The following is a 25,138-nucleotide window of genomic DNA, read 5'->3' on the forward strand; positions in this document are numbered from 1 at the left end:
ATAATATATGAAAGAGTATACCATATAAACAGACATTACCCCTATATTTGCAATTATATAAGAATAACCTCTAACTTCATTTTTTGATCTTTCCCAATCTTTTTTTAACATAAGTACCAGATATTCTAATAAAGTATTTTTATTATTTTCAAACTCGATTTCTGTTTTTGACTCACTTAGTTTTTTTATTTTATCCCATATGTGCCCATCTCTTATATAATCCTTTCTGTCATTTTTTCCATATGGATTAATATTTACTTCTAATTGAATCAAATACTTATTTACACTTTTATTACCTTTTCCTGCATATTTAACGCTCTCAATTCCAATTATAATTTCTCTAATTTTATCTCTCCATTTCCTTCTTTCATCAGTTATATAATTCAAAGAATAGGATTTTCTATTTGTAAACCAAGTAAATAAAAAAGTGATAACTGCACCAAATGCAGAAGAACCTATTATAGCGATAATTGTATTCATACTCTATTCCCCCCCAATTTATCTCTTCTTCTATTTTACAGCTCTATCTCTTCTTACTCAATAAAATTTTCCATATTTTGCTACATTTCTATAAATAAATGTTCTTATTCTAAGTTTATCTCCGTAAAAAAAGACCTCATACAAAATTAAATCTGCACAAGGTCTTTAAAAATATAATTATATTCTTTTTTAAGTCTCTCTGTGAACGAGTTGATTGCTTTTTAAAGAAATTTCAAATTACCGAAAGGATGTCAGTCTAATTTATTTAAAATAATTTACTCCCGATTCAAAAACCTTCATATCCTGTTCCCCATAAATATTCATGGCAACGCCGTCTCCCCGACGCTCGGAATGTGCCATCTTTCCGAGGATTCTTCCGTCAGGGCTTGTAATTCCTTCAATTGCCATATAAGAGCCGTTTGGATTCCATTCCTCAGCCATGGTGGAGCAGCCGGCATCATCTACATACTGGGTTGCCACCTGTCCGTTTTGCATCAGTTTCTCCAGCCATTCCTCATTGGCAACAAACCGTCCCTCACCATGAGAAGCAGGATTGCAGTAAACGCCGCCTAATTGTGCGCCGGAAAGCCATGGAGACTTGTTGGAAACCACTTTTGTATATACCATCTTGGAAATATGGCGTCCGATGGTATTCATGGCAAGAGTAGGCGAATCCTCTCTCTGCTTTGTAACAGCGCCTTCCGGTACCAGCCCCAGCTTAATCAGTGCCTGGAAACCGTTGCAGATGCCTAACATCAGACCGTCTCTTTCTTCCATCAGCTTTGTGATCTCTTCCTTAATGGCTGCATTTCTGAATACTGCAGCAAAGAACTTGGCAGATCCGTCCGGTTCATCACCAGCTGAGAATCCTCCCGGGAACATGACGATCTGGGATTTGCTGATCTCTGTTTTGTAGCACTCAATGGATTCCCGGATGTCAGCCGCGGTTATATTTCTAAATACACGGGTAACCACGTTGGCACCTGCTTTTTCAAAGGCTCTGGTGCTGTCATATTCGCAGTTTGTTCCCGGGAATACCGGAATGAATACGGTAGGCCTTGCAACCTTATTCCTGCAGACATAGAGCTTTGATGTCTCATATATCTTCTCAGCCACAGCTTCCTCTTTTGCGCCTGAACTGGTGGGAAATACCTCCTCAAGAGTCTTTGTCCATGCGTGGATTGCCTCTTCTATGGAGATTTTTACAGTTCCATATTCAAATAATTCCTGATCTGTCACGGTACCGATTACGGTATGGGGAATCAAAAGCTCTGCCGCCTTACCATCTGCAATCTCACATACAAGATTTCCCCAGCCTGCCTCAAAAATCTGCTCCGGCTTCATTGTTTCATCAAGCTTAACTCCCAGCTTGTTTCCAAAGGCCATCTTGCTCACTGCTTCGCAAATACCATTTCCCTCTACTGCATAGGCGGAAATCACTCGCCGGGCCTTTATATCCTCAAACAATTTTCCGTAAATGTCCATGACCTGTTCATAAACCGGAAGATCATACTCGTCCTTTTGAATTTCAACCAGAACCAGTCTGCTTCCCGGCTGTTTGAGTTCAGGAGTGATAATGTGCTTATGGCTGGCAATATCTACTGCAAAGGAAACAAGGGTTGGCGGAACATCCACATCCTGGAAGGTACCCGACATACTGTCCTTACCTCCAATGGACGGCAGACCAAAGCCCATCTGGGCATGGTAAGCTCCTAAAAGAGCTGCAAACGGCTGGCTCCAGCGCGCAGGATCCTCTGACATGCGACGGAAATATTCCTGGAAGGTGAAACGGATCTTTTTATAATCACCGCCTGCTGCCACGATTTTCGCTACCGATGACAAAACTGCATAGACAGCTCCATGATAAGGACTCCAGCTTGATAAATAAGGATCAAAGCCATAGCTCATCATGGTAACCGTATCAGTAGTGCCCTGTTCCAGAGGAAGTTTCGCTACCATGGACTGTGTTTCTGTAAGCTGATATCTGCCTCCATAAGGCATAAAGACACTTCCTGCACCGATGGAGCCGTCAAACATCTCCACCAGTCCCTTCTGGGAGCATACATTTAAACCGGAAAGCATGCTGAGCCAGGTACTCTTTACATCTGTGACATCCTTCTTACCAAAAGCACTGCCGTCTTTTGAAGGAACTTCCACGATGACCGATGCCTCCTGATGAGCTCCGTTGGTATCTAAAAATCCACGGCTGATATCAACAATGGTTTTCCCTCTCCAGCTCATCACAAGTCTTGGTTCTTCCGTCACCACTGCAACTGCAACCGCCTCTAAGTTCTCCTCTGCTGCATAGGAAAGGAACTGATCCACCTCTTTTGGATCAATCACCACTGCCATACGCTCCTGGGACTCGGAAATAGCGATTTCCGTTCCGTCAAGTCCGGCATATTTTTTCGGAACCTTGTCCAGGTCGATTTTAAGTCCCTCTGCCAGCTCACCGATTGCTACGGAAACACCGCCTGCGCCGAAGTCATTGCACTTTTTAATGATGCGGCTGACTTCTGCCCTGCGGAATAATCTCTGGATCTTTCTTTCGGTAGGAGCATTTCCTTTCTGAACCTCTGCACCGCAGGTTTCAATGGAATCTTCCGTATGAACTTTAGAGGAGCCGGTAGCGCCTCCGCAGCCGTCACGTCCGGTTCTTCCGCCCAGAAGGATAATAATATCACCTGGATCAGACGTTTCCCGGATCACATTTTTCCTGGGTGCTGCGCCCATAACCGCTCCGATTTCCATTCTCTTCGCTACATAGTCCGGGTGATAGATTTCCTTAACATAGCCGGTTGCAAGACCGATCTGATTTCCGTAAGAACTGTATCCCCTGGCTGCTCCTGTCACGATCTTTCTCTGAGGCAGCTTTCCCTTTAACGTCTCCTTTAAAGGCCTGGTGGGATCAGCGGCACCGGTCACACGCATGGCCTGATAAACATAGGTACGTCCGGAAAGGGGATCTCTGATGGCTCCGCCAAGACAGGTTGCCGCACCTCCGAAAGGCTCGATTTCCGTTGGATGGTTGTGGGTTTCATTTTTGAAATTTACAAGCCATTCCTCTTCTTTTCCGTCAATCTCCACCGGAACTACAATGCTGCACGCATTGATTTCATCAGATACTTCCAGATCCTCAAGTTTTCCTTCCAGGCGCAGCTTCTTCATGGCCATCAGGGCCAGATCCATGAGGCAGACAAACTTTCCGCTCTTCCCCTTCAGTACTTCCTCCCTGTCAGTAAGATAGCGGCTGTACGTGTCCTCCATGGGCTTTTTATAGTCCCCGTCTGTAAATTCCACTTCCTTTAACTCGGTCTGGAATGTGGTATGACGGCAATGATCCGACCAGTAAGTATCAAGCACCCGGATTTCCGTCATGGATGGATCTCTGTGTTCTTCATCCCTGTAATAGTTCTGAATATGGAGGAAATCCTGAAACGTCATGGCAAGATTTAAGGAATTATATAAATCCTTTAACTTAGTTTCTTCCAGATTCTGAAATCCGTCAAAAATAATAACATCTTCCGGAATGTCAAATACAGTAACAAGGGTCTGGGGTTTTGTCTCTTCTGCCTGTCTGGAATCCACCGGATTGATACAAAAGGACTTGACTTCCTCTGCCTGAGCGTTTGTGAGAGCGCCGGAAATGACATAGGTGGTTGCAGATTTAATCACCGGTTCCTCATCTTCCCTGAGAATCTTCACACACTGCTCGGCAGAATCCGCTCTCTGGTCAAACTGTCCCGGAAGATATTCCACTGTAAAAACGGTATCCCCTTCTTTTACCGGAACTTCTTCCTCATAAACCAGGTCAACGGCAGGTTCTGAAAAAACGGTAGTAAGAGCCAGTTTATAGGTCTCCTCAGATAAATTTTCCACATCGTACCGGATCAGAACCCGCACATCAGTCACTGTGCCGATTCCCAGATAATTTGCGATCTCCTCTTTCAGTTCTCCTGCTTTTACGGCATAAGCTGCTTTTTTCTCAACGTATACTCTTCTTACACTCATAATTTCCTCCTTGTAAAGAATCCTTATGATCCATCAGGTCAGACTTCCCTGTTATTATCGTACAATTATCATACCATAAAACATATCAATTAGAGAAATTAATATATCTTATGTCATTAATCACTTTAATTAATAAACGGTGCCGAACTTAATCCGTTTCGGCACCGTTTATTTATTCATTAGTATGATCTTTGCAATACAGATGTCTTGGAAGGCCATCCGTCATGATGGGAGTCAGTTCCGCCTGAATTAACGGGCGGATATAACTGATAAACTCTTCTGTCACATAATCACCCGCTTTATTGATCCATTCTCTTGGAACCTTTTTCTCAATGTTTGCAATCTTATGGACATCATATATATCTGTTACGCAGATATAGGGATCATCAGAGATTCTCTTTAGAATTACCATCTTTCCTGTTTCCCCCTCAAAAGCCGCCTTCACAGCAGCTCCTCCTACCTGGTAGGCCTCTGTAATATCCACTCTGGAAACCATATGGGAAGCACATCTTTGAAGGGAACTGAACTCAATGGCTCTCGTCTTGCAGCCGGTTTCCCTTGCGATACGGCCTGCAAGGAATCTGGCCGCTCCGGTAAGCTGCCGGTGTCCGAAGGCATCCACATAATCCACATTATCCGTCAGTTCACAGACATATCTGCCGTCTTCCACCCGGATTCCTTCAGAAATGGCAACCACCACTGATTTTTTCCGTTTGTGAAGCTCCGCAACCTTTTTCATAAAATTTTCTATATCAAAAGAAATCTCCGGAAGGAAAATCATATCCGGCCCTTCACAGTCCTCACACTTTGCCAGCGCCGCGGCTCCGGTAAGCCAGCCTGCATTCCGTCCCATAATCTCAATCAGGGTTACATTCTGCTGATCGTACACAAGGCCATCCCGGATTACTTCTTTTGTAATGGAACCGATGTACTTTGCAGCACTTCCATATCCGGGCGTATGATCCGTGGCAGCCAGATCATTGTCAATGGTTTTTGGAACTCCCATAAAGCGTATCCTGCTGCCGTTTAAAATAGAATAATCGGATAACTTCTTAATGGTATCCATGGAATCATTTCCGCCTATATAGAAGAAATATTCAATCTCCATGTCTTCTAATATTTTAAATATTTTTCTGTAAATCTCCTGATCTTCATGAATTTCCGGCAGCTTATATCTGCAGGAGCCAAGATAAGACGATGGCGTCCGCTTTAACAGCTCGATATCCAGATCACTCTTAATGTGTTCGGACAAGTCCACCACACGGTTCTCAAGCAGCCCCTGAATCCCATGAAGCATTCCATATACGATTTTCGCCCCTCTGTCTTTTGCCGTTTTATACACTCCCACAAGGCTGGAATTAATCACTGCGGTTGGTCCTCCCGACTGGCCCACGATCACATTACCCCTGATTTCCTTCATATTGACAGCTTCCTCCCTGATGCTTTTTTGTAAGTACTTACAATTTTCTGTTAATGCTATCATAATATAGAGAGAACAGAAAATCAACCCTAGATAAATGATTCACAATTTTTCATTGTCTTACAATAAGAACAGGATTGGTCCGTTTGTTCTAAAGAATTACAAATCGACTTATTTTGACATATCTCTTCATCTTTTATAACACCGCTTGAAAAAAAAAAGATTTTACAATATAGTAGTAAAGGATTTTTTTATGAAGGAGCGTTAATTGAATGGAACTTGATCAGCAGTTAAAAGATTTATCCCAGAAATATTTATTTGAAAGCACACAGTATCAGACAGATGAGCAGATTCCCAGTCTGGAGGTCTGCCTGCAGCTTAGGGAAAGCCATATTGATACCTTTATTCAGAAGGCCGGACAGCTTAATTCCATCGTGGAATCCTGCGCCAATATGGTGGGCATATTCGATACCTCCGCCTCCAAAGAGGATATGCTTAAAACGACCATCCGCTGCAGCGGACGTGACAGGCTGTTTATCCGCACCACCCCTTCCATGATGAAGATTCTGGTTGAAACATTGTTTGATTAAAGATCAGGGAAAGCTTTAAAAGGCTTTCCCTTTTTTATATGGCAGACGCTATAAAGATGTCATATGGGATGTATCATTCTTTTCCACTACTGTAAAAATTTCAGTCAGAGGGCTGTAATGAACCGTAGTGATGCTGGCATTCTCTACAATAATGCTTTCATCTTCCACATCCGGTCCCAGCATGACGGAAACCAGCCAGGCAAGAGTCGCTCCATGGGAGACCACTGCGATATCTTCCCTTCCGCCGGTTTGTTTTATTATCTCATTTAATGCCGCCTTGCAGCGGTTTATAATCTCTTTCTGGCTTTCTCCGCCAGGAGGTGCAGCCTGGGCAGGATCGGTTACCCAGTGTCTGTATTCTTTGGGATAAGCTTTTTCAATCTCTTCCCATGTCAGCCCTTCCCACTTTCCGAACTCCACTTCTATGAGCTGGGGCATTGGGATGATTTCTGCCTCCTGCCTGCTTCCAAGAGCTTCTGCCGTTTTCATTGCCCTTTTAAGCGTACTGGAAAATATTTTTTTAACCGGTCTGGACTCCATACCTGCGGCCAGCTTCTCCGCCTGCATAAGTCCAGTTTCATTCAAAGGGATGTCGTGGCTCCCCTGAATCTTTCCCTGTATGTTCCAATCTGTCTGTCCATGGCGTATCAGATATATCCTCATCTTTTTTCTCCTGGTATTTAAACTTCGTAGTCGTAATCTTCCTCATCGGATTCGGTAATTTCCAGATCACTGACCTCTGCCAATGATTCTAAATCCGCATTTTCTGCGTTCAGACTCACCGCGTCCATTGCCATCTTCATAATTCCCTGAATTTCATCCACGCTCATTTTCATCTTATCCGCAAGCTCCTCCACAGTAGCCTCCCGTCCAAGCTCTGCCGCAAGAGTCTGGGAGATCTGGGAAAGAACATTGACTCTGGCCGCCAGTTCCTCTCCTGTCCGGTCTGCAGACAGTTCCTCTTCCACAGCCAGTTCCAAGGCTTTCTTTATTTTCTGGCCCACATAGCTGTCAAATCCGGTTTCTCCGCCTGCTTTTGCATATTCTTCCACTGCCATTAAAAGAGCCATGTTGGCCTCCTGTACCAGGTCAGACAAAAGCACGCCCTTTCCGTCATATTCTTTGGCATATTCCAGAGCAACTCTTAAGTTTCCTTCTACAAGTCTCTTTTTCGCATCCTGATTTCCGCCTCTAAAATCCGCAATCAGCTTTAACTGTTCTTCTCCTGTACAGGGAGTGATTTCTCCCATCTCATCCAAATACATCTGGTAAAAATTATCATGCATATTTTTTCACTCCTTTTTTTATAGTCACCTGATTCCTGTGCCCGTTACTATACCTCAGTCCAACAAATTTGTCAATTTCCTTTACAAATCAATCAATATTGTGATAGAATATCCTTATATTTATAAGGAGGGCTAATGATGGATATTAATTATGAACTGTACAAAGTTTTTTATCATGTTGCCGCTACACTTAGTTTTTCGGAGGCCTCCAAACAGCTCTTCATTTCCCAGTCTGCAGTCAGCCAGTCAGTGAAGGTACTGGAGAAGAAATTAAACCAGACACTCTTTATCAGAAGCACCAAAAAGGTCCAGCTCACTCCGGAAGGGGAGATCCTTCTAAAACACATCGAGCCTGCCATTAACCTCATCCAAAAAGGGGAAAACCAGCTTCTGGAAGCTAATACCTTAAACGGAGGCCAGCTGCGCATCGGAGCCAGTGATACCATCTGCCGCTATTATCTGGTCCCCTATTTAAACAAATTCCATAAATCCTACCCGAATGTGCATATCAAGGTGACCAATCAGACCTCCATTGAATGCGCCCATTTACTGGAGAACGGTCAGGTGGATTTCATCATCACCAACTATCCCAATTCAGGCCTTTTAAGTTCCCAGAAGATTCGGGTGATTAATGAATTCGCAGACGTGTTTGTGGCGAATCAGGAATATTTTCCATTAAAAGGGGCGACAGTTAACCTTCAGAAGCTTCAGACCTACCCCATTCTCATGCTGGACCGAAAAAGCACCACCAGTGAATTTCTCCACCATATGTTCCAGAAGGAGCAGCTGGACTTAGTTCCTGAAATTGAACTCAGCAGCAACGATCTTTTAATCGATCTGGCACGCATCGGGCTTGGAATCGCCTTTGTTCCGGATTTTTGCATCCCGAATAATGATAGAGATTTATTCCAGGTGAGGCTGACAGAAAAACTGCCCACCCGCCAGATGGTTGTGGTCTATAATGAAAATATACCCGTTTCTCAGGCTTCCAGACAATTTATGGACATGCTCTGACCGTAATCCCGCTGCCGGATCATTCTTTCGGCAGCGTTTTTATTCTCATTCTCCATAAACCATAAGGTAGTTCCCCCATTGTTCCTCTTCATAGGCAAAATCTTCTTTTTTAAACTGTTCCTCTTTAAATCCAGCTTTCTCATAGCACCGTTTGGCTCCCGGATTGCAGTCAAATACATTTAACGTGATCCGTTCCATTCCCAGAAATTCCTTCCCGTAGCGGACTGCCAGTGAAACCATCCGTTCTCCAAGTCCCTGTCCCCGCAGGCTCTGGTCAATGACAATAAAACCGAGGTGAACGCTTTTATTCTCATAATCCACTCCGGTCATTCGAAAGCTTCCTACCGGAACTCCCCTCTCATTTAACGCAGTAAATCCAAAGGCATAAGGGTCATTTTCCAACTCTTTGTAATACCGGTCCAGCTGACCGGCTGACAATGGAAATATAAAATACTCTCTGCACCACATCCCAAGCATACGCCGGTCCGTGAGCCAGTTTAACAAATACGTTCCATCCTCTCTTTTATACGGTCGCAATCTCAGTATCTGCTCCATCACCTTTCTCCTCCTCATGCCTGCTGTCCCAGAAATGTCTGGCAACCTCTTTCGCATTCTTTAATTTCACTTCATAAAAGCTGTCCCACTCCCTGGGAAACAGTGCCTGATATTCAGGCCGCATAAAGCGTTCATCAAGAAGGGCGATAATCCCCTCATCCTGGGCGGTGCGGATTACCCTACCGGCAGCCTGCATGACCTTATTCATGCCGGGATACTGATAGGCATAATCAAATCCTTTGAATGATTTTTCTTCAAAATAATCTTTTAAAATCTCCTGCTCCGTACAGACCATGGGCAATCCGGTTCCAACTATGATAACGCCGATCAGCCTTTCATCTTTTAAATCAATCCCTTCGGAAAATACGCCGCCCATAACGCAGAGCCCCACAAAAGAATCTTTCCTCTCCCTGGAAAATTCCATTAAGAACTCCTCTCTGTCCTGCTCGTTCATATGAGACCCCTGGGCAGAGTATGTGACAGAGCCGTCATCTGGGATCCGCTCCGGCAAAATGGCTTCTATTTCTCTTAAATACTGATAAGACGGAAGAAACACCATATAATTTCCTCTTCTTGCAGATACAATCTTACCGATGTAATCTGCCACCTTCCGGTATTCGCTCCTGTTTCTTCTTGTATAGCGGCTGCTCACATCCGTTCCCACCATCAATAGCCGCTTTTTCTGGTCAAAGGGCGAATGGGCATAAACAGCATATTCCTCCTGGTCACCGCTTAAAAGTTCTTTATAATAGGAAACCGGGAGCAGCGTTGCCGAAAAGAATACGGTGCTGTTTCCCTTATTCAGGCACTCTTTCAGATTTTTTGACGGATTTACGCAGAACAGCCTCAGCATAAAACGTCCGTCAGACATGAGTTCCGTATAGATCCGGTAATTTTCATCCAGCCGGTCATAGATATTAAGAAGCTTCCTTAAATCAAAGAAGAAATCCAGCACCAGGTCCCTGTCACCAAATTCAGCATTTTTCTCCATAAACAGTTCCATTTCCCCAAATAAGGTCATGACACTGGTAATAAAGAAACGGATGTCTTCCAGAATGCGGTACCCCTCACACTGCCGTTTCATTTCCAGCAGTTCTTTGTTGCACCGGTCAAGCAGACGGCTTATTTTTTCATCCATGGGCTTTATGATCTTTTTAATAAGAAGAAAGTCCTCTTTCCAGATGGCTGCACTGTACATCTCCCTGGCTCTTGGCACCAGATTATGAGCCTCGTCAACCAAAAACAAATACTCCCCTGTGATGCCTTCAGAAAAATATCTTTTTAACCTGACATCAGGATCAAAGACATAATTATAATCACAGATGACTCCATCCACCCAGTTGCTGATATCCAGGCATAATTCAAAGGGACACACTTGAAATTTACTGGCGTACTGCAAGATCACGTCTCTGGTGATTCCAAATTCGTTGTGGATGATCTCATAGACACAATCGCCAACACGGTCAAAATGTCCCTTTGCGTAGGGGCAGGCATCGGGATTGCATTCCGGTTTATCCTGAAAGCAGAGCTTTTCCTTTGCTGTAATAGTAACGGTGCTGAAATAAAGCCCTTTTTTTCTTAGAATATCAAATGATTCCTCGGCGACTCCCCTTGTAATGGTTTTTGCCGTTAAATAAAAGAGCTTATCTCCCAGCCCCTCTCCGATAGACTTTACTGCCGGAAAGGCTGTGGAAAGTGTCTTTCCGATTCCGGTAGGTGCCTGAATGAATAAATTACGCTTCCTTTGTATACTCCGAAATACAGAGACTGCCAGTTCCCGCTGTCCCTGACGGTAGGGATATGGAAATTCCAGCTCCCGGATGGATTCGTCTCTTCTTATTCCATGGCTGTACAGATACCTGGCCCATTTTACATATTCATGAATCAGCCCCTGAAACCAGGTCTCCAGTTCTTCGAAGGACTTCTCTGTCTGAAAACGGCGTATCTCCTCCGTCTCTATATTACAGTAGGTCACCTGCATGACCGCTCCATTCTTCTGCTTGTCAAAGCAGTAAAAATAGCCATAACACATGACCTGGGCCAGATGAACAGGAAACGGTTCGTCCAGATAGGACAGATCCATATAGATTCCTTTGATCTCATCTATAATCAGCTCTTCCGGTTTATCAATAATCCCATCTGCTCTTCCTTCCACCAGAATCTGAAACTGATCTTCCTCCACCACATGCTTTAATGATACCTCAGCCTTGTAATCTGCTCCCATGCGGCGCTGGATCTTTCTGTGGATCCGGCTTCCCTCCTGCATGGCATTCTTTTCCGCAGTAAAATTATGGCGGTTATCCAGGTCACCGGAACGCAGTACGAATTCCACCAGATTTCTGACGGATATGCTTAATATCTTTTTTTCTTCCTTCTCCATACCGGCTTCCCCTTCTTTTCCTCGTTATCCCAGCCAATCAGCATATGAAAAAAAGGAAACTGCATACCATACGGCTGCAATTTCCTCTTTATCGTTGCTTTATCGTTTATGCTGCTGAGCAATTCTCCGGAGCTAATTTTTTTAAGTATTTTTCAAATTCTTTATCCTCTCCATTCAACTGGACAGTAAGAATCTTGGATAAATCCAGACTTAAAACACCTAATATAGACTTTGCGTCAATAAGAACTCTATTGTAAAAAACGTCTATGTCGAAATCACACCTGGAAGCAGCAGCAACAAACTTTTTGGCCTCAGCAACTGTTGGCAACATAATCTTAAACTGTTTCATAAGCAGACTCCCTTTTCTATAATAGCTATGAAGTACTTATAACATGTTTGACGTCATTTGTCAAATTCTGTTTCAGATCCGATTATATTGCCTGTTTTTGTGCATTTTTTGTTATTTTCGCTAAAAAAGTCCGCAAAAATTAAGCATCTTTTTACTAAGACAAATTTTATATAAGGAATTATCTTTGCATCGCCCTTTTTTACTAATTCAATTTCACGGTTTTGATGTTATATTTTTATCAAAAACGCCAAATAAACCGCCTGCCACGCAAGCGAATTGATAGGTTAATATTACCACAAACATTCGTTTATGAACAGCAGAATAAATTTTTTATTTTTTTCAAAAAACTGTTGCAATATAAAATGTTCTATGCTATACTTTCAAAGTGCTCGGGTGAGCACATAATTTTACCATCTAGGGGAATAGTTCAATGGTAGAGCAACGGTCTCCAAAACCGTAAATGGGGGTTCGAGCCCCTCTTCCCCTGCTAAATTATAAGTCCTGCATAAAGCCTGGAAATCATTGAAATGCGATGATTTCCAGGCTTTTTTGATAGTACAGACAAAGAACGAATAAGCAGGTGCTTTCGGGTACCGGCTATTACATGGTGGATGATAAACTTCGTTACAGCGCAGGCGTAAAAACAATGCAGGGAAAACTAAATACTGCAGGATACAACTGTGGTACTCCTGATGGTAAATTCGGCAATGGTACAGATACTGCTGTTAGAAATTTCCAGAGAGCCAAAGGTCTTACCATAGATGGCAAGGCAGGTAAAGCTACCCTTACAGCCCTTGATGCAGCAGATTCAGGTGATGGTTCAACATATTGCAGTAATAGTTATTTAACAACGAAACAAATGACCGTAAAAGTCTAAAGGAAAACGAATTAAAACGTATTCTGTATGAGGTCCGCGAAAATATTCAGTTTACTTCTACTTCTACTTATAATATGACTTTCTCACAATTCACTCAGTCTACAAAAAGTGCATATTACCTGGCCTGTGCTTTTTTGCATAATTACGAAAAACCAAAAATGCTTTCCAGGATGAGACGCGGAGTAATACACCATAACTAATAAGACAGCCACTATACGAAAAAGCTGAAATTCTTTGTAAACACAAAGGATTTCAGCTTTTTTATCATATCAGTCAAATATTAAAGCAACCTTTTATCTGACATACTTAATGATTTCAGGATTATACTTCACCGGACAGTTTTCATAGTGTATGATTAATCCGCTTTGGATATGGCGGACTTTGTCTTTGTCAACTGCATGCCATCGTTTCATTAAGTCTGAAAATGACAGATAGGCATAATTGCCAAGTATATTAGGATCCATAATATAAAACCCATTGTCATTATAGCCACAAACAATAATGTAATGCGCATTTTTCCAGTCACAGGTATAATCGATATCATCTTCCAGACGCCATGCCTGGATTGTAAGAATCGGAGTTATTCCAATATCAATATAATTCATGAGTTCATCAATACATAAATTTTCTTGCATGGTTGCCTTTAAACCAAGCAATCCTGCAAAGTACAGAATACTTTTATAGTCCGTCCCTAAAATTGGCTGGGAATTGAGGACATCAGCCAAAGAACTTTGTCTGTAATACATACCATAACGTGCTAAAACAGACTGTAAACACGCTATACCGCATGTATATTCTGTCTCCTGATAACAAAGCGGTACAAAAATAAAGTTTTTGCAGCATTTTTTGATAACCGGATCAGCAATAAAATCTTTTGAATTCGACATAAAAAAACATCCCACACAAATAAGATTTTATTTATATATATGCGAATATCTGTTATCATGTTATACTTTCCCTGCCATAAACGTTATAATATAATAATAGAGGTATGGAACGGAGGTTAAAGGGTGGGTATGATAAACGGAAAACGGTTTATGGATGTTTTTACCAGGGTGAAGGTGCTAAAGCAGCTGTACCTGATCTTTTTTATTGCTATTTTCATTCCTGTAACAACGGTGGGAGGCTATCTGATTTATCATACCCGGACCCAGTTGTTCGACCACTATTCAAAACAGACTTATTCCGATAATCTCCGGGTAAAATCCCTGATTCTTGATCTGACAGGCAATATCTACAACAAATCCCAGACACTGGTCTCAGATCCGGATCTGATTGCACTTTTAAGTACCACATACTCATCCCAAAACGCCAGCGAAACAGCCATAAGTGCTTATCATGGACTGGAAACACTTCTTTCCGGTGATGCCTCTCTCCGTGACATCGCCGTATATACCTGGAATCCCACCATAGCAGACAGCCCGCGCATCCATCCCATTACAAACAGTATCCAGACTCAGCCCTGGTTTCGACGCGCCTGCTCCTTTGTGACCCCTTTCTGGACGGAGGAACTGGAGAAAAGTGAGCGATACGGCACTGAAACGCAAAATCTCTGCCTGTATACCCGTATCTTTCTGCCCCAGATTCACAGCTATGCCATATTAAAGCTTACAGTCAGCAGCAATCACATCCGCAACCGGATTGAAAACAGTTCCATGCATACTGTCATATGGCTCAATGACGACGGCATATTTTATACCAGTGACAAGCAGATGAAAACTCCCGGTTTAGAGAGATACCGCAATGAAGCCGGAGGAACCGGCACCTATACAGGAAAAATAGAGTTAGAAAATGAAAAGGTCATCGGCAGCATTTCGTCACTCACTGCTGTCTGCTGCGAAGACAATTTTTACATGGCCTCCTTAAGCTATGATGGCTATCCATATCTCAATCGGATTACCGGTATTTATATGACAATCCTGATAATGGTGCTGATTATAACCAGTGTGTTTATCTGTGCCTTCTCTCATTATTTCAGTCTCCGTATCAACACGCTGCGAGAAAGCATGCACAAGGCCAGTCAGGGAAACTATGAGATTGCAGACAGTTTCCGGGGCGAAGATGAAATCTCTGAAGTATTTTCCGACTTAAAACTGATGATCCATGAGATTGTGGAAAAGGAAACTTCCGTTTATCAGGCACAGCTTAAAACCAGGGACTTAATCAATAAACAGCAGCAAATGGAATTTAAAATGCTCTCAGGCCAGATCAATCCTCACTTCCTTTACAATACACTGGAAACCATACGCATGCGTTCACTGAAAGCCGGCAACCTGGAGGTAGCAAATGCGATCAAGCTCTTAGGCAAATCCATGCGCTATGTACTGGAAAACACCACCACTGCCGTCACCCCTCTTTCCAGAGAGCTGGATTATATTGAGACTTACTTAAGCATTCAGAAATTGAGATTTCACGACCGCGTCAATTATTCCCTTAAAATATGCCCAGGGCTAAATCTCCGGGATTACCAGATTATGCCTCTGCTATTACAGCCCATCGTTGAAAATGCACTTCTCCACGGACTGGAGGATGTAGAGCAGAACGGAAAAATAATCCTGAAGGTCTGCCTGGTAAACGAAGCACTGAGCATTCAGATATTTGACAATGGCTGCGGTATGACAGCAAAGGAACTGGACCTGATAAACCAGCAGATCTGTCAGCACCCCGGCGGCTCCTCCCACGGTATCGGTCTTTATAATATCCAGCAGAGAATTAAACTGTGCTATGGAACGGGGTACGGTCTTTTAATCAAATCAAAAAAATCAATGGGAACCATGGTAACAGTGGTGATTCCGGCACAAAAAAATACAGGAGGGAATTAAAACATGAAGCTTTTAATCGCTGATGATGAAATAGATGTAAGAGAAGGCATCCGCTGTCTGTTAAACTGGTCTTTTCTTGGCTTTACCATCTGCGGAGAAGGGAAAAATGGCCAGGATACTCTGGATCAGATCCGCAGACTGCATCCTGACGTTGTTCTGATGGACATCCGCATGCCTCGTTTAAGCGGTCTGGAAGTAGTAAGACTTGCAAAAGAGGAGGGCTTTTCCGGTAAATTTATTATTGTCAGCGGATTTTCAGACTTCTCTTTTGCCCAGGAAGCCATGCGCTTTGGCGTTACCAGCTATCTCACAAAACCCATTGACGAACAGGAACTGGAAAAGGCGGTGCTTGACGTCAGACAGCTTCTCACAGAAGAACAGGGAAAGCAAAAAAAGCTGGTACAGTACCGGGATCGGGCGAGAGAATCTATTTTATATGACATTCTTAATCATCAGGCCTCTTACCCATTGCCCGACTGCCGTGATCTGCAGTTAGAGGCTGAGGCTTATCAGGTTGTTCTCTATACCAGCTATAATCAGGATTCCACTCAGACTACCTGGGATTTTGCAGGAATCCTCCGGCTGGCTAACCATAACCACAATTCCCTGGACTATATCCGGATCGGAAACCACAACGTCATCATTTTAAAAGGTGATTTTGCTTTAAGACGCTTTGAAGAGCTTGCAGACCACTACATCAGCCAGCCACAAAAAGGTTCCCCTCTGGACGGTTTATTTCTTACTTACGGGCGTCCGGTCTGTTCTATTGAACAGATTCATATATCTTACGACGATGCAAAACGGCTTATGAAACGGCGCTTCTTTTGCAGCTTCAACCAGCATGTACTGTGTTATAAAGATATGCCCGATGAAATTCAGCCTGAGGGAACCGGTTTTATCATGGAAAATACATATTCCCAGCAGCTGTCGGACTCTATTCAGTCTGGAAACCGTCAGATGATGTCTGATGTTCTGGAAAAGCTGCGCCAGGCTCTCTACTGTTCCGGTCTGGAAATTTCAAACATCAGACATTACCTGGCGGATATCATGATCCAGGTGAAATCCGGTATTATTTATGCTTATGGCAATCCTGGAACACTGTTTCCCAATAATGCGGCTATCATTTATACAATTGAGGAGAAATATTATCTTTACGAAATTCTGGATTTCTTCACTCTTCAGTTTGAGATGTGTATGAATGCCATCGGCTCTCCCACCCGTGACAGTGTACTAAATAATATCCTTCAGTATATCCGCCACAATTATCAGGAGGATTTAAAGCTGGGTACTATTGCAGAACTGTTTGGCTATAACAGCTCCTATCTTGGAAAAATTTTCACCAGGGCCACAGGAAGGAATTTTAATGCCTGCCTGGATGAAGTACGGATCGATAACTCCAAGCGGCTCCTGATGGATGATAATTATAAAGTCTACGAAATCGCACAATTGGTGGGGTATGGAAATGTGGACTATTTCCATAAAAAGTTCAGAAAATATACCGGGATCAGCCCTGCAAAATACCGGAAAACCCACGCCGGAGCAGACATAAAAATGTCCGCTCCGTAAGCCACACTGCTCTTTGCAATTATCCTATTTACTGCGGCGGTTATATTCATCCATTGCCGTTTTTCTCGTTGCAGCGCGGTCTTTTGCATTTTTTAAATCCACTTCCAGCACCCTGTCGTAGCCCAGACCCCGCACGGTATCCTGCATATGCTGCAATGCCGAATCAAACTCAGCCTCATCCGCCGCAAAAACCATCTTCCAGGAATCATCCACGATTACTGCCTTGCATTGTCCCCGCAAAGTTGTAATATCAGAGCTTTCCTTAGGCTGGATATAGGAAGTACCTGGTGCTACCGAAAGAGCCCCCTTCTTTTCCAGTAATTCGATGGTTGTTTTCGCTCCTTGTGCATACTGCTGCCAGTCAGTATCCACCGGTGTATGATTCATCTCAAGTACAGAGCTCCACATTGTGGTTAAATATGGCTCATTTGTCAGAGGATCAGTATCCACCACTGCTAACGGCTTGTAATTTAAGGCGCTCACACCGTCCTTCCAGCTGCCGCCGCCCCACTCCTCCGGTACCGGCACATCGTTGTTAGGTAGAGCCTTCCAGCCATAATCCGTATAAACTGCCCTTTTGTCTTTCATCTCCCAGGTCAGACCCTTTGGACCGGCTGCACCATTGGCCTGGCCTACCAGTTCCATTCCTTCCGGAGAATACAGCCAGTCGATAAAATCCGCTAGACGCTCCGGTTCTTTTGCCTGACTGCCAATGGCAATAACGGCCTTGCCGTTCCCCATGGAATAACAGCCATCTGTATAGGGTGCCATATCTTCAATGAAAGCAGGCATAATGGCTTTTCCTTCCTCCCTGCGTTCAAGTGTATTGTAGTAACTCTGTCCCTGCCAGGACCATAAGGATGTGAGCACCTGCCCGTCACGATACTTATCCGACAAAATATCGTAATTCTGAGTCGTGGATTCCGGATCGACCAGCCCTTCCTGGTTGGCGTCAAAGAGGAACTGCAGCGCTTTCACATAATAGCTGTCGGAATCAATGATATTCTGGAAATCGCTTCCATCGTATTTTTCCATTACAAAGCCAATTTCCTGATAGCCATATAAGGAAGCATAATTCTTGGCAATCACCATCATATTGTCATCCCAGTCTTTAAACAGAGACAGAGCATAGGTCTTTTTACCGGAATCACTCTTAGGAATCTGCTCCTGCAGCTGTTTCATCACAGGGATCATGTCCTCCAGGGTTTTCATTTCCGGATAACCGATTGCCTTGTAGCCGTCCCAGCGAAGATAGGGTGCTACCAGAGGCTCGATTCCTTCTGCAGATACGTTGGGGGACTGGCTGGAAATTTCGCTTGGAATGGCATAAACGCCCTCCTTCTCCAGTCCCTTATTCATATTTAAAATGGCATCTTCATAATCTTTATATACATTTTTTCCCTTTAAAAGCGGAGCCATATCCATTAACAACCCGGCTTTTACCATATTTTCAAAACGCCCGTTTTCGGTTTTGGTAATAATTAAATCTCCTAAATTGCCGGCTGCAGAGCGGGTCTGGAACAGTGTATCTCCGCCTCCCGCCACATTGGGGGCAATGATATTTAACTCCATATTGAATTTATCTTTCACAATCTTTGCAAACCATCCGCTCTGGATTCCCTGATAATTGGCAAGGGTATCAAACACATCCACAGTGATGAATTTATCATAGCTGCTGTTGCCTGTCATGTTTCCTGCAGATGCCTCTTTTCCACATCCGGATAAAATGGCGGTGACTGAAATTGCCGTACACAGGATCACACTGATCTGTTTCATTCTCATCTTTTTCTCCTCCTAACCTTTTACAGAACCAATCATAATTCCTTTTACAAAGAATCTCTGGAATATGGGATAAATAAATAAAATCGGAAGCACTACAATCACCGATACCGTCATTCGTATGGAGGACGGTGTCTGCTGGCTGGCAAGAGCCGCCCCGCTTATTGCACCTGTTCCTCCGCTTCTCACCATAGCTGCCAGCGAACTGGCCTGATTAATGTAAGTATACAGTAAATACTGCAGGGAATACAGTTTCTGGTCAGTCACATAGATTAACGTATCCTGAAAGGAGTTCCATTGGGAAACCGCTGCAAAAATGGCGACAGTCGCCATAATCGGCTGTGCTGCAGGCAGAATGATCTTTGTAAAAACAGTAAGAATCCCAGCCCCGTCAATCTCCGCTGCTTCCTGCAGTGATTTTGGAATCGACTCAATATACGTTTTCACCAGAATGATATAAAACGGCTGTACGACGGTAGGGATCACATACACCCAGAAGGAATTGGTCAGATGCAGTGTCTTCATGGTAATAAACATGGGAATCAGTCCTGCGTTAAAATACATGGTAATCACAAAGAAACGGTACCAGAATTTCCTGTGCCACATTTTCTCCTGTGTAAACATAAAGCCTAAATAAGCTGAGGCAAACACTGTACATGCAGTCCCTAAAACCGTTCTGGCAATGGAAACTGCCGCAGCTGCAGAAAGTCCCCGCAGCCCCATCACCTGTCTGTAGTTTTCCAGATGTAATCCCTTTGGCAGGAAATTAACAAATCCATTAGCACTTAAATCATTGGCGCTGACGGTATTAATAATCATGTAATAAAACGGGTATGCACAAATCAGAGTGATGATGCCAAACATCAGATAATTAACAATGTGAAAGATTCCATCCCGCGGTTTTACTTTTCTTCGTTTCTCAGATATTGCTCTCACTTCTCTCTCCTCCTATATAATGGTTTCACCTCTGGTTTTTTTCGAAACAAAGTTTACAAGCAACAGCAGGGTGACACTGACGAGACTTTTTAGCATACTGACAGCCGTTGCCAGTGATAAGCTGCTTCCTGTCATACCTATGTTATATACATAGAGATCCAGCACCTGGATGTGGGTCTTATTAAAAGAATTCTGAAATACATAATACTGGTCCATACCATTGTTTAAAAAATTGGCTATGGACAGCATTAACAATACAAAGAATGTAGGAAGCAGACAGGGAATCGTAATGCGCCTCATCAGCTGGAACCGATTGGCACCATCCACACGGGCTGCATCATAAAGCTCCTGATCAATCCCCGCAATGGCAGCCAGATACATGATCGCTCCCCAGCCAAGTCCTTTCCAGAGATTCCACAGCGTCATCCACAGATAAGTATGTGTATCACTGTCAAGAAATTTGACCGGTGCCTGGATCAATCCGTGATTGAGAAAAAAAGTATTGACCATTCCGCTGTCAGTAAACAGGCAAAACGCCACCGAGTATACCAGCACCCAGCTGATGAAGTTCGGCAGAGTAGTCAGCGTCTGCACAAGATTTTTAAACCACCTGCATTGAATTTCATTCAGAAAAACGGCGAACCCGATGGGCAGAAATGAAGTGGCAATACCAAGAAGACTCATGGCAAATGTATTCTTCATAACCTGTATCATCTGCCCTACCTGGGTCTTGTTGGCGAACAGCGTTGTGAACCATTTCCAGCCGACAAAATCACACTGGGACAGCTTAAGCGGCGGCTTATAGTCAAAATACGCGTAAATCCAGCCGTAAAGCGGAAAATAGGAAAAAAGAAAACATAGAATGATAAATGGTACAATGCAATAAAACAATCTGCGGCTCTGGACCGTACTTTTTGGAGTTTTTCCTGCTGGCGATGATCTCATAGTCCACATTCCCCCCTGCGTTTTTTACTTTAATAATACTATTATAGCGGAAAGGGCTCTTTCCGTTAACCATCATAATCAGCGGAAAACTGCTGTACTTTTTAGAGATTGGGGCGTAAAAAAACGGCCTCCTGCTAAAGCAGAAAGCCATTGTCATAAGCTTTATATAAAAACTATTAAACTATTTGATCTCTTTAAGCGTTTTCTTATCATATTTTTTCTTAACTCGATGAAATAATGAATAGATAAGTATAAACTCATAATAATCATTTGTTTCTAACCGTTTAACTTTAGGTCTGCCGTTTTTAATAACACAGACTTTAACTGGTAAAACGTTTTCCCCTATAATTGTTACTGCACCATTTTTTCCTTTATATTTCATATTTCCTCCATAAAAGGCGGCTTTTTATTGTTGCTGCTTTACTGCATATTCATTTATCAAAGATGAATATCCGCATAATTCAAATAACAATTCCAGTCGTATTCATCCATATCATGATTTCCTGTTTTATAATGATGACCGATCCTCCCCTGATAAAGCGGCTGCTCCGGCAAAGGCTTTTTGTCTGTCTCTAACCCTTCGATCCCAAAAAGGCGGTACACCGGATCTGCCTGTACCAGGGACTCAAACTGTCCCTCCGGATCCGCCCATTTATCGAAGGTTTTAGAAGAGGTATATACCAGTCTGGGAGCAATTAATCCAAGCAGCATATGCTGGTCAAAAGGAAGTGTTTCTTCCTTTTCCATGTACTTCTGATAATTTTTGCAGAACCAGTAAGGAAAACGGGTTAAAATATCTTTAATCCTCTCCCCTTTTGCACCTCTGGAAAGCGCATCTCCGCTGTTACCTGCACAGCTGCTGACAGCCATGGCAAAACGTTCATCCTGGGCAGCGCCCCATAGAGCAGTTTTGCCACCTCTGGAATGCCCCACCAGCGCCACTCTTCTTTCGTCGATCAAAGGCTCCGTCTCGAAGTAATCCATAATCCGGCTTGCTGCCCAGGACCATGCGGTGATTGCTCCCCAGGCATCATCCGGCCTGTCCGTTACAAATTCTGGAAACAGCCTTGAAAATCCGGTTGTAAAACCTTCCTCATAATCGGGGGAAACCTCCTGGGTTCGGAAGGCAGCACAGGCATATCCCCTGGAAATAATGGTCTCAACCGGATAAAACGGACTTAAAAAATGCCTTGCAGGATCGCTGTCCTTAATCCCTCTGTTGCATACGGTTACAAAAGCCGGAACGGGTTTTATGGCATCAGCAGGAATAAATACAACGAAACAGAAGCTGAAATGGATTCCTCTGCGGACTGCTAAAACCTCTACGGTCTTTCTGACCGCCCGCCCCTCCAGAATATCCTCAGACTGCCTGGAATCCGCCACCCGGATCCGGAGCTCCACATCACTCATATCCGGCAGACGGCCGTATTCTTCTCTCTTAAAAAGCTCAAGCAGTTCCGGTCTTCGTTTTGTAAGCCAAATTTCCCAATCCGTCACCTCTGTTCCATCCATACAAGTCAGAACAGAAGGCACATTTCTTTTATTTTCCGGTAATTTCATCTGCTTCTCCTTCTTTCTCACTTACTGTAAAGCTTGATATCACTTGGTGCATAGCCAAACTGCTTTTTAAATACCTGGAAAAAATAGGAGTAATCACGGTATCCCAGCATATGTGCCACTTCATTTACCCGGTTCTGTGGATTTTTAAGAAGAATTCTGGCATTTTCCATTTTCACCATGGTAACGTAATTAACGAATCCGACCCCTGTTTCTTTTTTAAAGCATTTACTGAAATAAGAGGTTGAAATCAACAGCTCACGGCAGATCGCTCCCAGGGAAATATTATGCTGGATATGCTGGTCAACATATTCCAGCGCCTCCGAAACTGCGGTTGAATATTCCTGTTTTTTCTGTCTGATAAAGCGGATTCTTTCTTCCAGCGTATCGGGCACTTTTTCCGTTTCAAACCGGTCTTTTTTGAGAAGCGTACCGACTGCTTTTTCCAGTGCCTGTTCCAATTCTTCCGTCATCACCGGCTTCAGCAGAAAATCACTGGCACCATACCGGATTGCCCGCTGGGCATACTCAAACTGATTGTATCCCGATATAATAATAAACTGAATATCCGGCCTTTGCCGCTTGATCTTCTCAATAATATCCAGTCCATTGAATCCCGGCATCTGAATATCAATAATTACAATATCCGGACATTTTTTATGAATCAGCTCCAATCCTGCAATGCCATCATAGGCAACTCCGGTCACCTCACAATGAAACGCTTCCCAGCTGGTTGATTTTACAATTGCAGTTACTGCGATTTTATTATCATCTATGACGACTACCGAGTACATAACAATCTCCCTCCCCTTAACTAAAGTAACGGAAATTCCAGCCTGACTTCTGTATAATGAAGATATCCTGACTCGATCCATACACCATAATCAGGTCCGTACATCAGCTGAATCCGATCCTTTACATTCTTAATCCCGATCCGTTTTTTTGCTTCATTGGTTTCAAACAGTGTCTTAAGCTTCTCCGGAGGAATGCCAGGACCATCATCCCATACTTTTATGACAAGCCTTCCATCCTCACTGTAAACGGAAATGCGGATTGTGCAAAGCCCTATCTTCTGCTCCATCCCGTGAACAAGTGAGTTTTCCACAATGGGCTGCAAAATACAGCTTGGCACCATTATGTCAAGAAGTGATTCATCTACATCCCATTCCACTTCCAGCCTGTCCGGATAGATATTTTTATAAAGCTCCGTATAGTTTTTAATATATTCCATCTCTGCGTTTAAACTGCAGGTGTTCTTGCTTCTCTCTATGTTTCTTCTGAAAAATCTGGCCAGCAGACCGATCAGCCTGCTCACCTGTTTATCACCGTTAATCTGTGCAATTCCATGGATTGACTGAAGTATATTGAACAGAAAATGGGGATTAATCTGAGCCTGAAGCTCATGATACTGGAACTCCAGTAGCTTATATTCATTTTGCTGCTGTATCTCCTTTGCATTTCTGATCTCATCCATCAGTGTCTGGATGCGGCCCGCCATCTGACTGATATGTTCAGAGATCAGGTCCATCTGGTCCCCTTTGGCAAATGACGTGGGTTCCAGCTCAAAATTTCCTCTTGATACACGGGTGATATTGCGCAGAAGAATCCGGAGATTGCCAGCCATATTCCCGAACATCAGCCATAAAAAAATAATTATCAGCACAAAGATAAACAGTCCGATAAAGGATATAAAATAAAGCAGATCAGAAAACCGTTCATTTTTCGTCTTTAAGTCCACCTCATGTGCGATCTTGATTCTTCCCCGGTTGATCTGGTATTCAGCATATAAATAACCGCCCTTTTCTTCTTTCTGCGCCCCACCGGCTTGTAAATAATTTCTTTCACTGGTTGTAAATAAAAGATTGCCGTTTATGTCATAAAGCGCAAAGTTGCCCACCTTACTGCTGTCTATATCCTGAAAAATTTCTTTTAAAACCGTATTTTTAAGCTCTGCGATAACACAGCCGCTGAATTTCATTGTATTTTCATCAAACAGATACCGCATGACAATTATTCCGTCTTCGCTTGTACTTCTTGTCCATATGGTATTGCCCGGGCGGTGTGATACATCCTCTTTATTATCATAAAACAGCTTCCGCACAGATTCCTCATCAGGCCTTCCCTCTTTCGGTCTGCTGTCCCGGCATGCCAGATATACGGTATCAGACATATCCACAACAGAGATCCAGTTGATGTCATAATTGGTGCTGAGCATCTCTTCCAGCTGTTTTCTCACTCTGGGCTTTAAAAACGGGTCATTTGCTTTGCCCGGTCCGGTCACTGTTCTAAGAAGCGGGGTCAGCCGCTGGTTGGTGGCTGTCAGAGGAATGGTTCCTTCCATCAGCTCCGTTAATGATATATCCACATTTTTACAAATCTGCTCCGTCAATGTATCGGACTGATAGGTCAGTTCAGTCTTAAACCATTTACAGGTGACATGATAGATGCATATGAGAGCTAGAAGAAATGTCAATCCCAGCAATGCTGTTACTGCAATCATTTTAAAATAAAGCGTTTTTCTGAAATGAATGCGTTTTTCCGCAGATTCCATAATTTACCCCCCCCCTGTCT

At 43.3% G+C, this 25,138-nt stretch carries 21 protein-coding genes and 1 tRNA gene; 6 read left to right on the top strand and 16 right to left on the bottom strand.

Going from position 1 to position 25,138, the window contains the following annotated elements:
• From V7D18_RS11625 to V7D18_RS11635, 3 genes are all read right to left on the bottom strand, one after another.
• Positions 1 to 480: hypothetical protein (locus V7D18_RS11625; protein WP_426154447.1), on the bottom strand; the 480-nt coding region annotated here is incomplete at its 3' end.
• A 261-nt stretch (positions 481 to 741) separates the two neighbouring features.
• The gene (locus V7D18_RS11630; RefSeq protein WP_426154448.1) at positions 742 to 4,491 is read right to left on the bottom strand and encodes a phosphoribosylformylglycinamidine synthase; all 3,750 of its coding nucleotides are present in this window, start codon (positions 4,489 to 4,491) and stop codon (positions 742 to 744) included.
• Between the two features lie 172 nt (positions 4,492 to 4,663).
• Positions 4,664 to 5,911 carry a 6-phosphofructokinase gene (locus V7D18_RS11635; RefSeq protein WP_426154449.1) on the bottom strand — a complete coding sequence of 416 codons (1,248 nt, stop codon included), beginning with the start codon at positions 5,909 to 5,911 and terminating at the stop codon, positions 4,664 to 4,666.
• A 272-nt stretch (positions 5,912 to 6,183) separates the two neighbouring features.
• Between V7D18_RS11635 and V7D18_RS11640 the strand changes: the two genes are divergently transcribed.
• Entirely contained in the window at positions 6,184 to 6,501 is a 318-nt protein-coding gene (locus V7D18_RS11640) for a hypothetical protein (RefSeq protein WP_426154450.1), read from the top strand.
• A 48-nt stretch (positions 6,502 to 6,549) separates the two neighbouring features.
• Here V7D18_RS11640 and V7D18_RS11645 read toward each other — a convergent pair whose 3' ends face one another.
• Together V7D18_RS11645 and V7D18_RS11650 are read right to left on the bottom strand one after the other, a co-directional pair.
• Entirely contained in the window at positions 6,550 to 7,164 is a 615-nt protein-coding gene (locus V7D18_RS11645; protein WP_426154451.1) for a histidine phosphatase family protein, read from the bottom strand.
• A gap of 17 nt (positions 7,165 to 7,181) precedes the next feature.
• A complete protein-coding gene (locus V7D18_RS11650) occupies positions 7,182 to 7,787 on the bottom strand; it encodes a sigma-70 domain-containing protein (protein WP_426154452.1) in 606 nt (201 codons plus the stop codon).
• 138 nt (positions 7,788 to 7,925) lie between these two features.
• Between V7D18_RS11650 and V7D18_RS11655 the strand changes: the two genes are divergently transcribed.
• Positions 7,926 to 8,801: a LysR family transcriptional regulator gene (locus V7D18_RS11655; RefSeq protein ID WP_426154626.1), complete on the top strand. Its 876-nt coding sequence runs from the start codon at positions 7,926 to 7,928 to the stop codon at positions 8,799 to 8,801.
• Positions 8,802 to 8,846: 45 nt separating this feature from the next.
• Here V7D18_RS11655 and V7D18_RS11660 read toward each other — a convergent pair whose 3' ends face one another.
• From V7D18_RS11660 to V7D18_RS11670, 3 genes are all read right to left on the bottom strand, one after another.
• Complete coding sequence (locus V7D18_RS11660) at positions 8,847 to 9,356, bottom strand: GNAT family N-acetyltransferase (protein ID WP_426154453.1); 510 nt, start codon at positions 9,354 to 9,356, stop codon at positions 8,847 to 8,849.
• The gene (locus V7D18_RS11665; protein ID WP_426154454.1) at positions 9,325 to 11,736 is read right to left on the bottom strand and encodes an ATP-dependent DNA helicase; all 2,412 of its coding nucleotides are present in this window, start codon (positions 11,734 to 11,736) and stop codon (positions 9,325 to 9,327) included. The genes V7D18_RS11660 and V7D18_RS11665 overlap by 32 nt, the downstream gene beginning before the upstream one ends.
• 106 nt (positions 11,737 to 11,842) lie before the next feature.
• The gene (locus V7D18_RS11670; protein WP_117415199.1) at positions 11,843 to 12,085 is read right to left on the bottom strand and encodes an HPr family phosphocarrier protein; all 243 of its coding nucleotides are present in this window, start codon (positions 12,083 to 12,085) and stop codon (positions 11,843 to 11,845) included.
• A 416-nt stretch (positions 12,086 to 12,501) separates the two neighbouring features.
• On the opposite strand from V7D18_RS11670, the gene V7D18_RS11675 reads away from it, so the two are divergent.
• Positions 12,502 to 12,572 (top strand) — tRNA-Trp (locus V7D18_RS11675).
• A gap of 93 nt (positions 12,573 to 12,665) precedes the next feature.
• Positions 12,666 to 12,962 carry a peptidoglycan-binding domain-containing protein gene (locus tag V7D18_RS11680; protein ID WP_426154455.1) on the top strand — a complete coding sequence of 99 codons (297 nt, stop codon included), beginning with the start codon at positions 12,666 to 12,668 and terminating at the stop codon, positions 12,960 to 12,962.
• 293 nt (positions 12,963 to 13,255) lie between these two features.
• On the opposite strand, the gene V7D18_RS11685 is transcribed toward V7D18_RS11680, so the two are convergent.
• The gene (locus V7D18_RS11685) at positions 13,256 to 13,849 is read right to left on the bottom strand and encodes a C39 family peptidase (protein ID WP_426154456.1); all 594 of its coding nucleotides are present in this window, start codon (positions 13,847 to 13,849) and stop codon (positions 13,256 to 13,258) included.
• Between the two features lie 129 nt (positions 13,850 to 13,978).
• Here V7D18_RS11685 and V7D18_RS11690 point away from each other — a divergent pair, with 129 nt between their 5' ends.
• Both V7D18_RS11690 and V7D18_RS11695 read left to right on the top strand, forming a co-directional pair.
• Positions 13,979 to 15,784, top strand: a complete 1,806-nt coding sequence (locus V7D18_RS11690) for a sensor histidine kinase (RefSeq protein ID WP_426154627.1) — start codon at positions 13,979 to 13,981, stop codon at positions 15,782 to 15,784.
• Between the two features lie 3 nt (positions 15,785 to 15,787).
• A complete protein-coding gene (locus V7D18_RS11695; protein ID WP_426154457.1) occupies positions 15,788 to 17,350 on the top strand; it encodes a response regulator transcription factor in 1,563 nt (520 codons plus the stop codon).
• Between the two features lie 24 nt (positions 17,351 to 17,374).
• Here V7D18_RS11695 and V7D18_RS11700 read toward each other — a convergent pair whose 3' ends face one another.
• The 7 genes from V7D18_RS11700 to V7D18_RS11730 form a co-directional block, all read right to left on the bottom strand.
• Positions 17,375 to 19,132: an extracellular solute-binding protein gene (locus V7D18_RS11700; protein WP_426154458.1), complete on the bottom strand. Its 1,758-nt coding sequence runs from the start codon at positions 19,130 to 19,132 to the stop codon at positions 17,375 to 17,377.
• Positions 19,133 to 19,144: 12 nt separating this feature from the next.
• Positions 19,145 to 20,065, bottom strand: coding sequence for a carbohydrate ABC transporter permease (locus tag V7D18_RS11705; RefSeq protein ID WP_426154459.1), 921 nt, complete (start codon positions 20,063 to 20,065; stop codon positions 19,145 to 19,147).
• A 12-nt stretch (positions 20,066 to 20,077) separates the two neighbouring features.
• Positions 20,078 to 21,010, bottom strand: coding sequence for an ABC transporter permease subunit (locus V7D18_RS11710; protein WP_426154460.1), 933 nt, complete (start codon positions 21,008 to 21,010; stop codon positions 20,078 to 20,080).
• Positions 21,011 to 21,191: 181 nt separating this feature from the next.
• Entirely contained in the window at positions 21,192 to 21,392 is a 201-nt protein-coding gene (locus V7D18_RS11715; protein WP_426154461.1) for a UDP-N-acetylmuramoyl-tripeptide--D-alanyl-D-alanine ligase, read from the bottom strand.
• Between the two features lie 56 nt (positions 21,393 to 21,448).
• A complete protein-coding gene (locus tag V7D18_RS11720) occupies positions 21,449 to 22,570 on the bottom strand; it encodes an alpha/beta hydrolase family protein (protein WP_426154462.1) in 1,122 nt (373 codons plus the stop codon).
• 17 nt (positions 22,571 to 22,587) lie between these two features.
• Complete coding sequence (locus V7D18_RS11725; protein ID WP_426154463.1) at positions 22,588 to 23,361, bottom strand: response regulator transcription factor; 774 nt, start codon at positions 23,359 to 23,361, stop codon at positions 22,588 to 22,590.
• Between the two features lie 20 nt (positions 23,362 to 23,381).
• A complete protein-coding gene (locus V7D18_RS11730) occupies positions 23,382 to 25,118 on the bottom strand; it encodes a sensor histidine kinase (protein ID WP_426154464.1) in 1,737 nt (578 codons plus the stop codon).
• Between the last annotated feature and the right edge of the window lie 20 nt (positions 25,119 to 25,138).

This window comes from Lacrimispora sp. 38-1, assembly GCF_049890855.1.
Taxonomy (GTDB): domain Bacteria; phylum Bacillota; class Clostridia; order Lachnospirales; family Lachnospiraceae; genus Lacrimispora.

Bases quoted from the DNA above. Each gene is read 5' to 3' on its own strand.
- V7D18_RS11630 (WP_426154448.1), bottom strand. From the start codon at position 4,491: ATGAGTGTAAGAAGAGTATACGTTGAGAAAAAAGCAGCTTATGCCGTA.
- V7D18_RS11635 (WP_426154449.1), bottom strand. From the start codon at position 5,911: ATGAAGGAAATCAGGGGTAATGTGATCGTGGGCCAGTCGGGAGGACCA.
- V7D18_RS11640 (WP_426154450.1), top strand. From the start codon at position 6,184: ATGGAACTTGATCAGCAGTTAAAAGATTTATCCCAGAAATATTTATTT.
- V7D18_RS11645 (WP_426154451.1), bottom strand. From the start codon at position 7,164: ATGAGGATATATCTGATACGCCATGGACAGACAGATTGGAACATACAG.
- V7D18_RS11650 (WP_426154452.1), bottom strand. From the start codon at position 7,787: ATGCATGATAATTTTTACCAGATGTATTTGGATGAGATGGGAGAAATC.
- V7D18_RS11655 (WP_426154626.1), top strand. From the start codon at position 7,926: ATGGATATTAATTATGAACTGTACAAAGTTTTTTATCATGTTGCCGCT.
- V7D18_RS11660 (WP_426154453.1), bottom strand. From the start codon at position 9,356: ATGGAGCAGATACTGAGATTGCGACCGTATAAAAGAGAGGATGGAACG.
- V7D18_RS11665 (WP_426154454.1), bottom strand. From the start codon at position 11,736: ATGGAGAAGGAAGAAAAAAAGATATTAAGCATATCCGTCAGAAATCTG.
- V7D18_RS11670 (WP_117415199.1), bottom strand. From the start codon at position 12,085: ATGAAACAGTTTAAGATTATGTTGCCAACAGTTGCTGAGGCCAAAAAG.
- V7D18_RS11685 (WP_426154456.1), bottom strand. From the start codon at position 13,849: ATGTCGAATTCAAAAGATTTTATTGCTGATCCGGTTATCAAAAAATGC.
- V7D18_RS11690 (WP_426154627.1), top strand. From the start codon at position 13,979: ATGATAAACGGAAAACGGTTTATGGATGTTTTTACCAGGGTGAAGGTG.
- V7D18_RS11695 (WP_426154457.1), top strand. From the start codon at position 15,788: ATGAAGCTTTTAATCGCTGATGATGAAATAGATGTAAGAGAAGGCATC.
- V7D18_RS11700 (WP_426154458.1), bottom strand. From the start codon at position 19,132: ATGAGAATGAAACAGATCAGTGTGATCCTGTGTACGGCAATTTCAGTC.
- V7D18_RS11710 (WP_426154460.1), bottom strand. From the start codon at position 21,010: ATGAGATCATCGCCAGCAGGAAAAACTCCAAAAAGTACGGTCCAGAGC.
- V7D18_RS11715 (WP_426154461.1), bottom strand. From the start codon at position 21,392: ATGAAATATAAAGGAAAAAATGGTGCAGTAACAATTATAGGGGAAAAC.
- V7D18_RS11720 (WP_426154462.1), bottom strand. From the start codon at position 22,570: ATGAAATTACCGGAAAATAAAAGAAATGTGCCTTCTGTTCTGACTTGT.
- V7D18_RS11725 (WP_426154463.1), bottom strand. From the start codon at position 23,361: ATGTACTCGGTAGTCGTCATAGATGATAATAAAATCGCAGTAACTGCA.
- V7D18_RS11730 (WP_426154464.1), bottom strand. From the start codon at position 25,118: ATGGAATCTGCGGAAAAACGCATTCATTTCAGAAAAACGCTTTATTTT.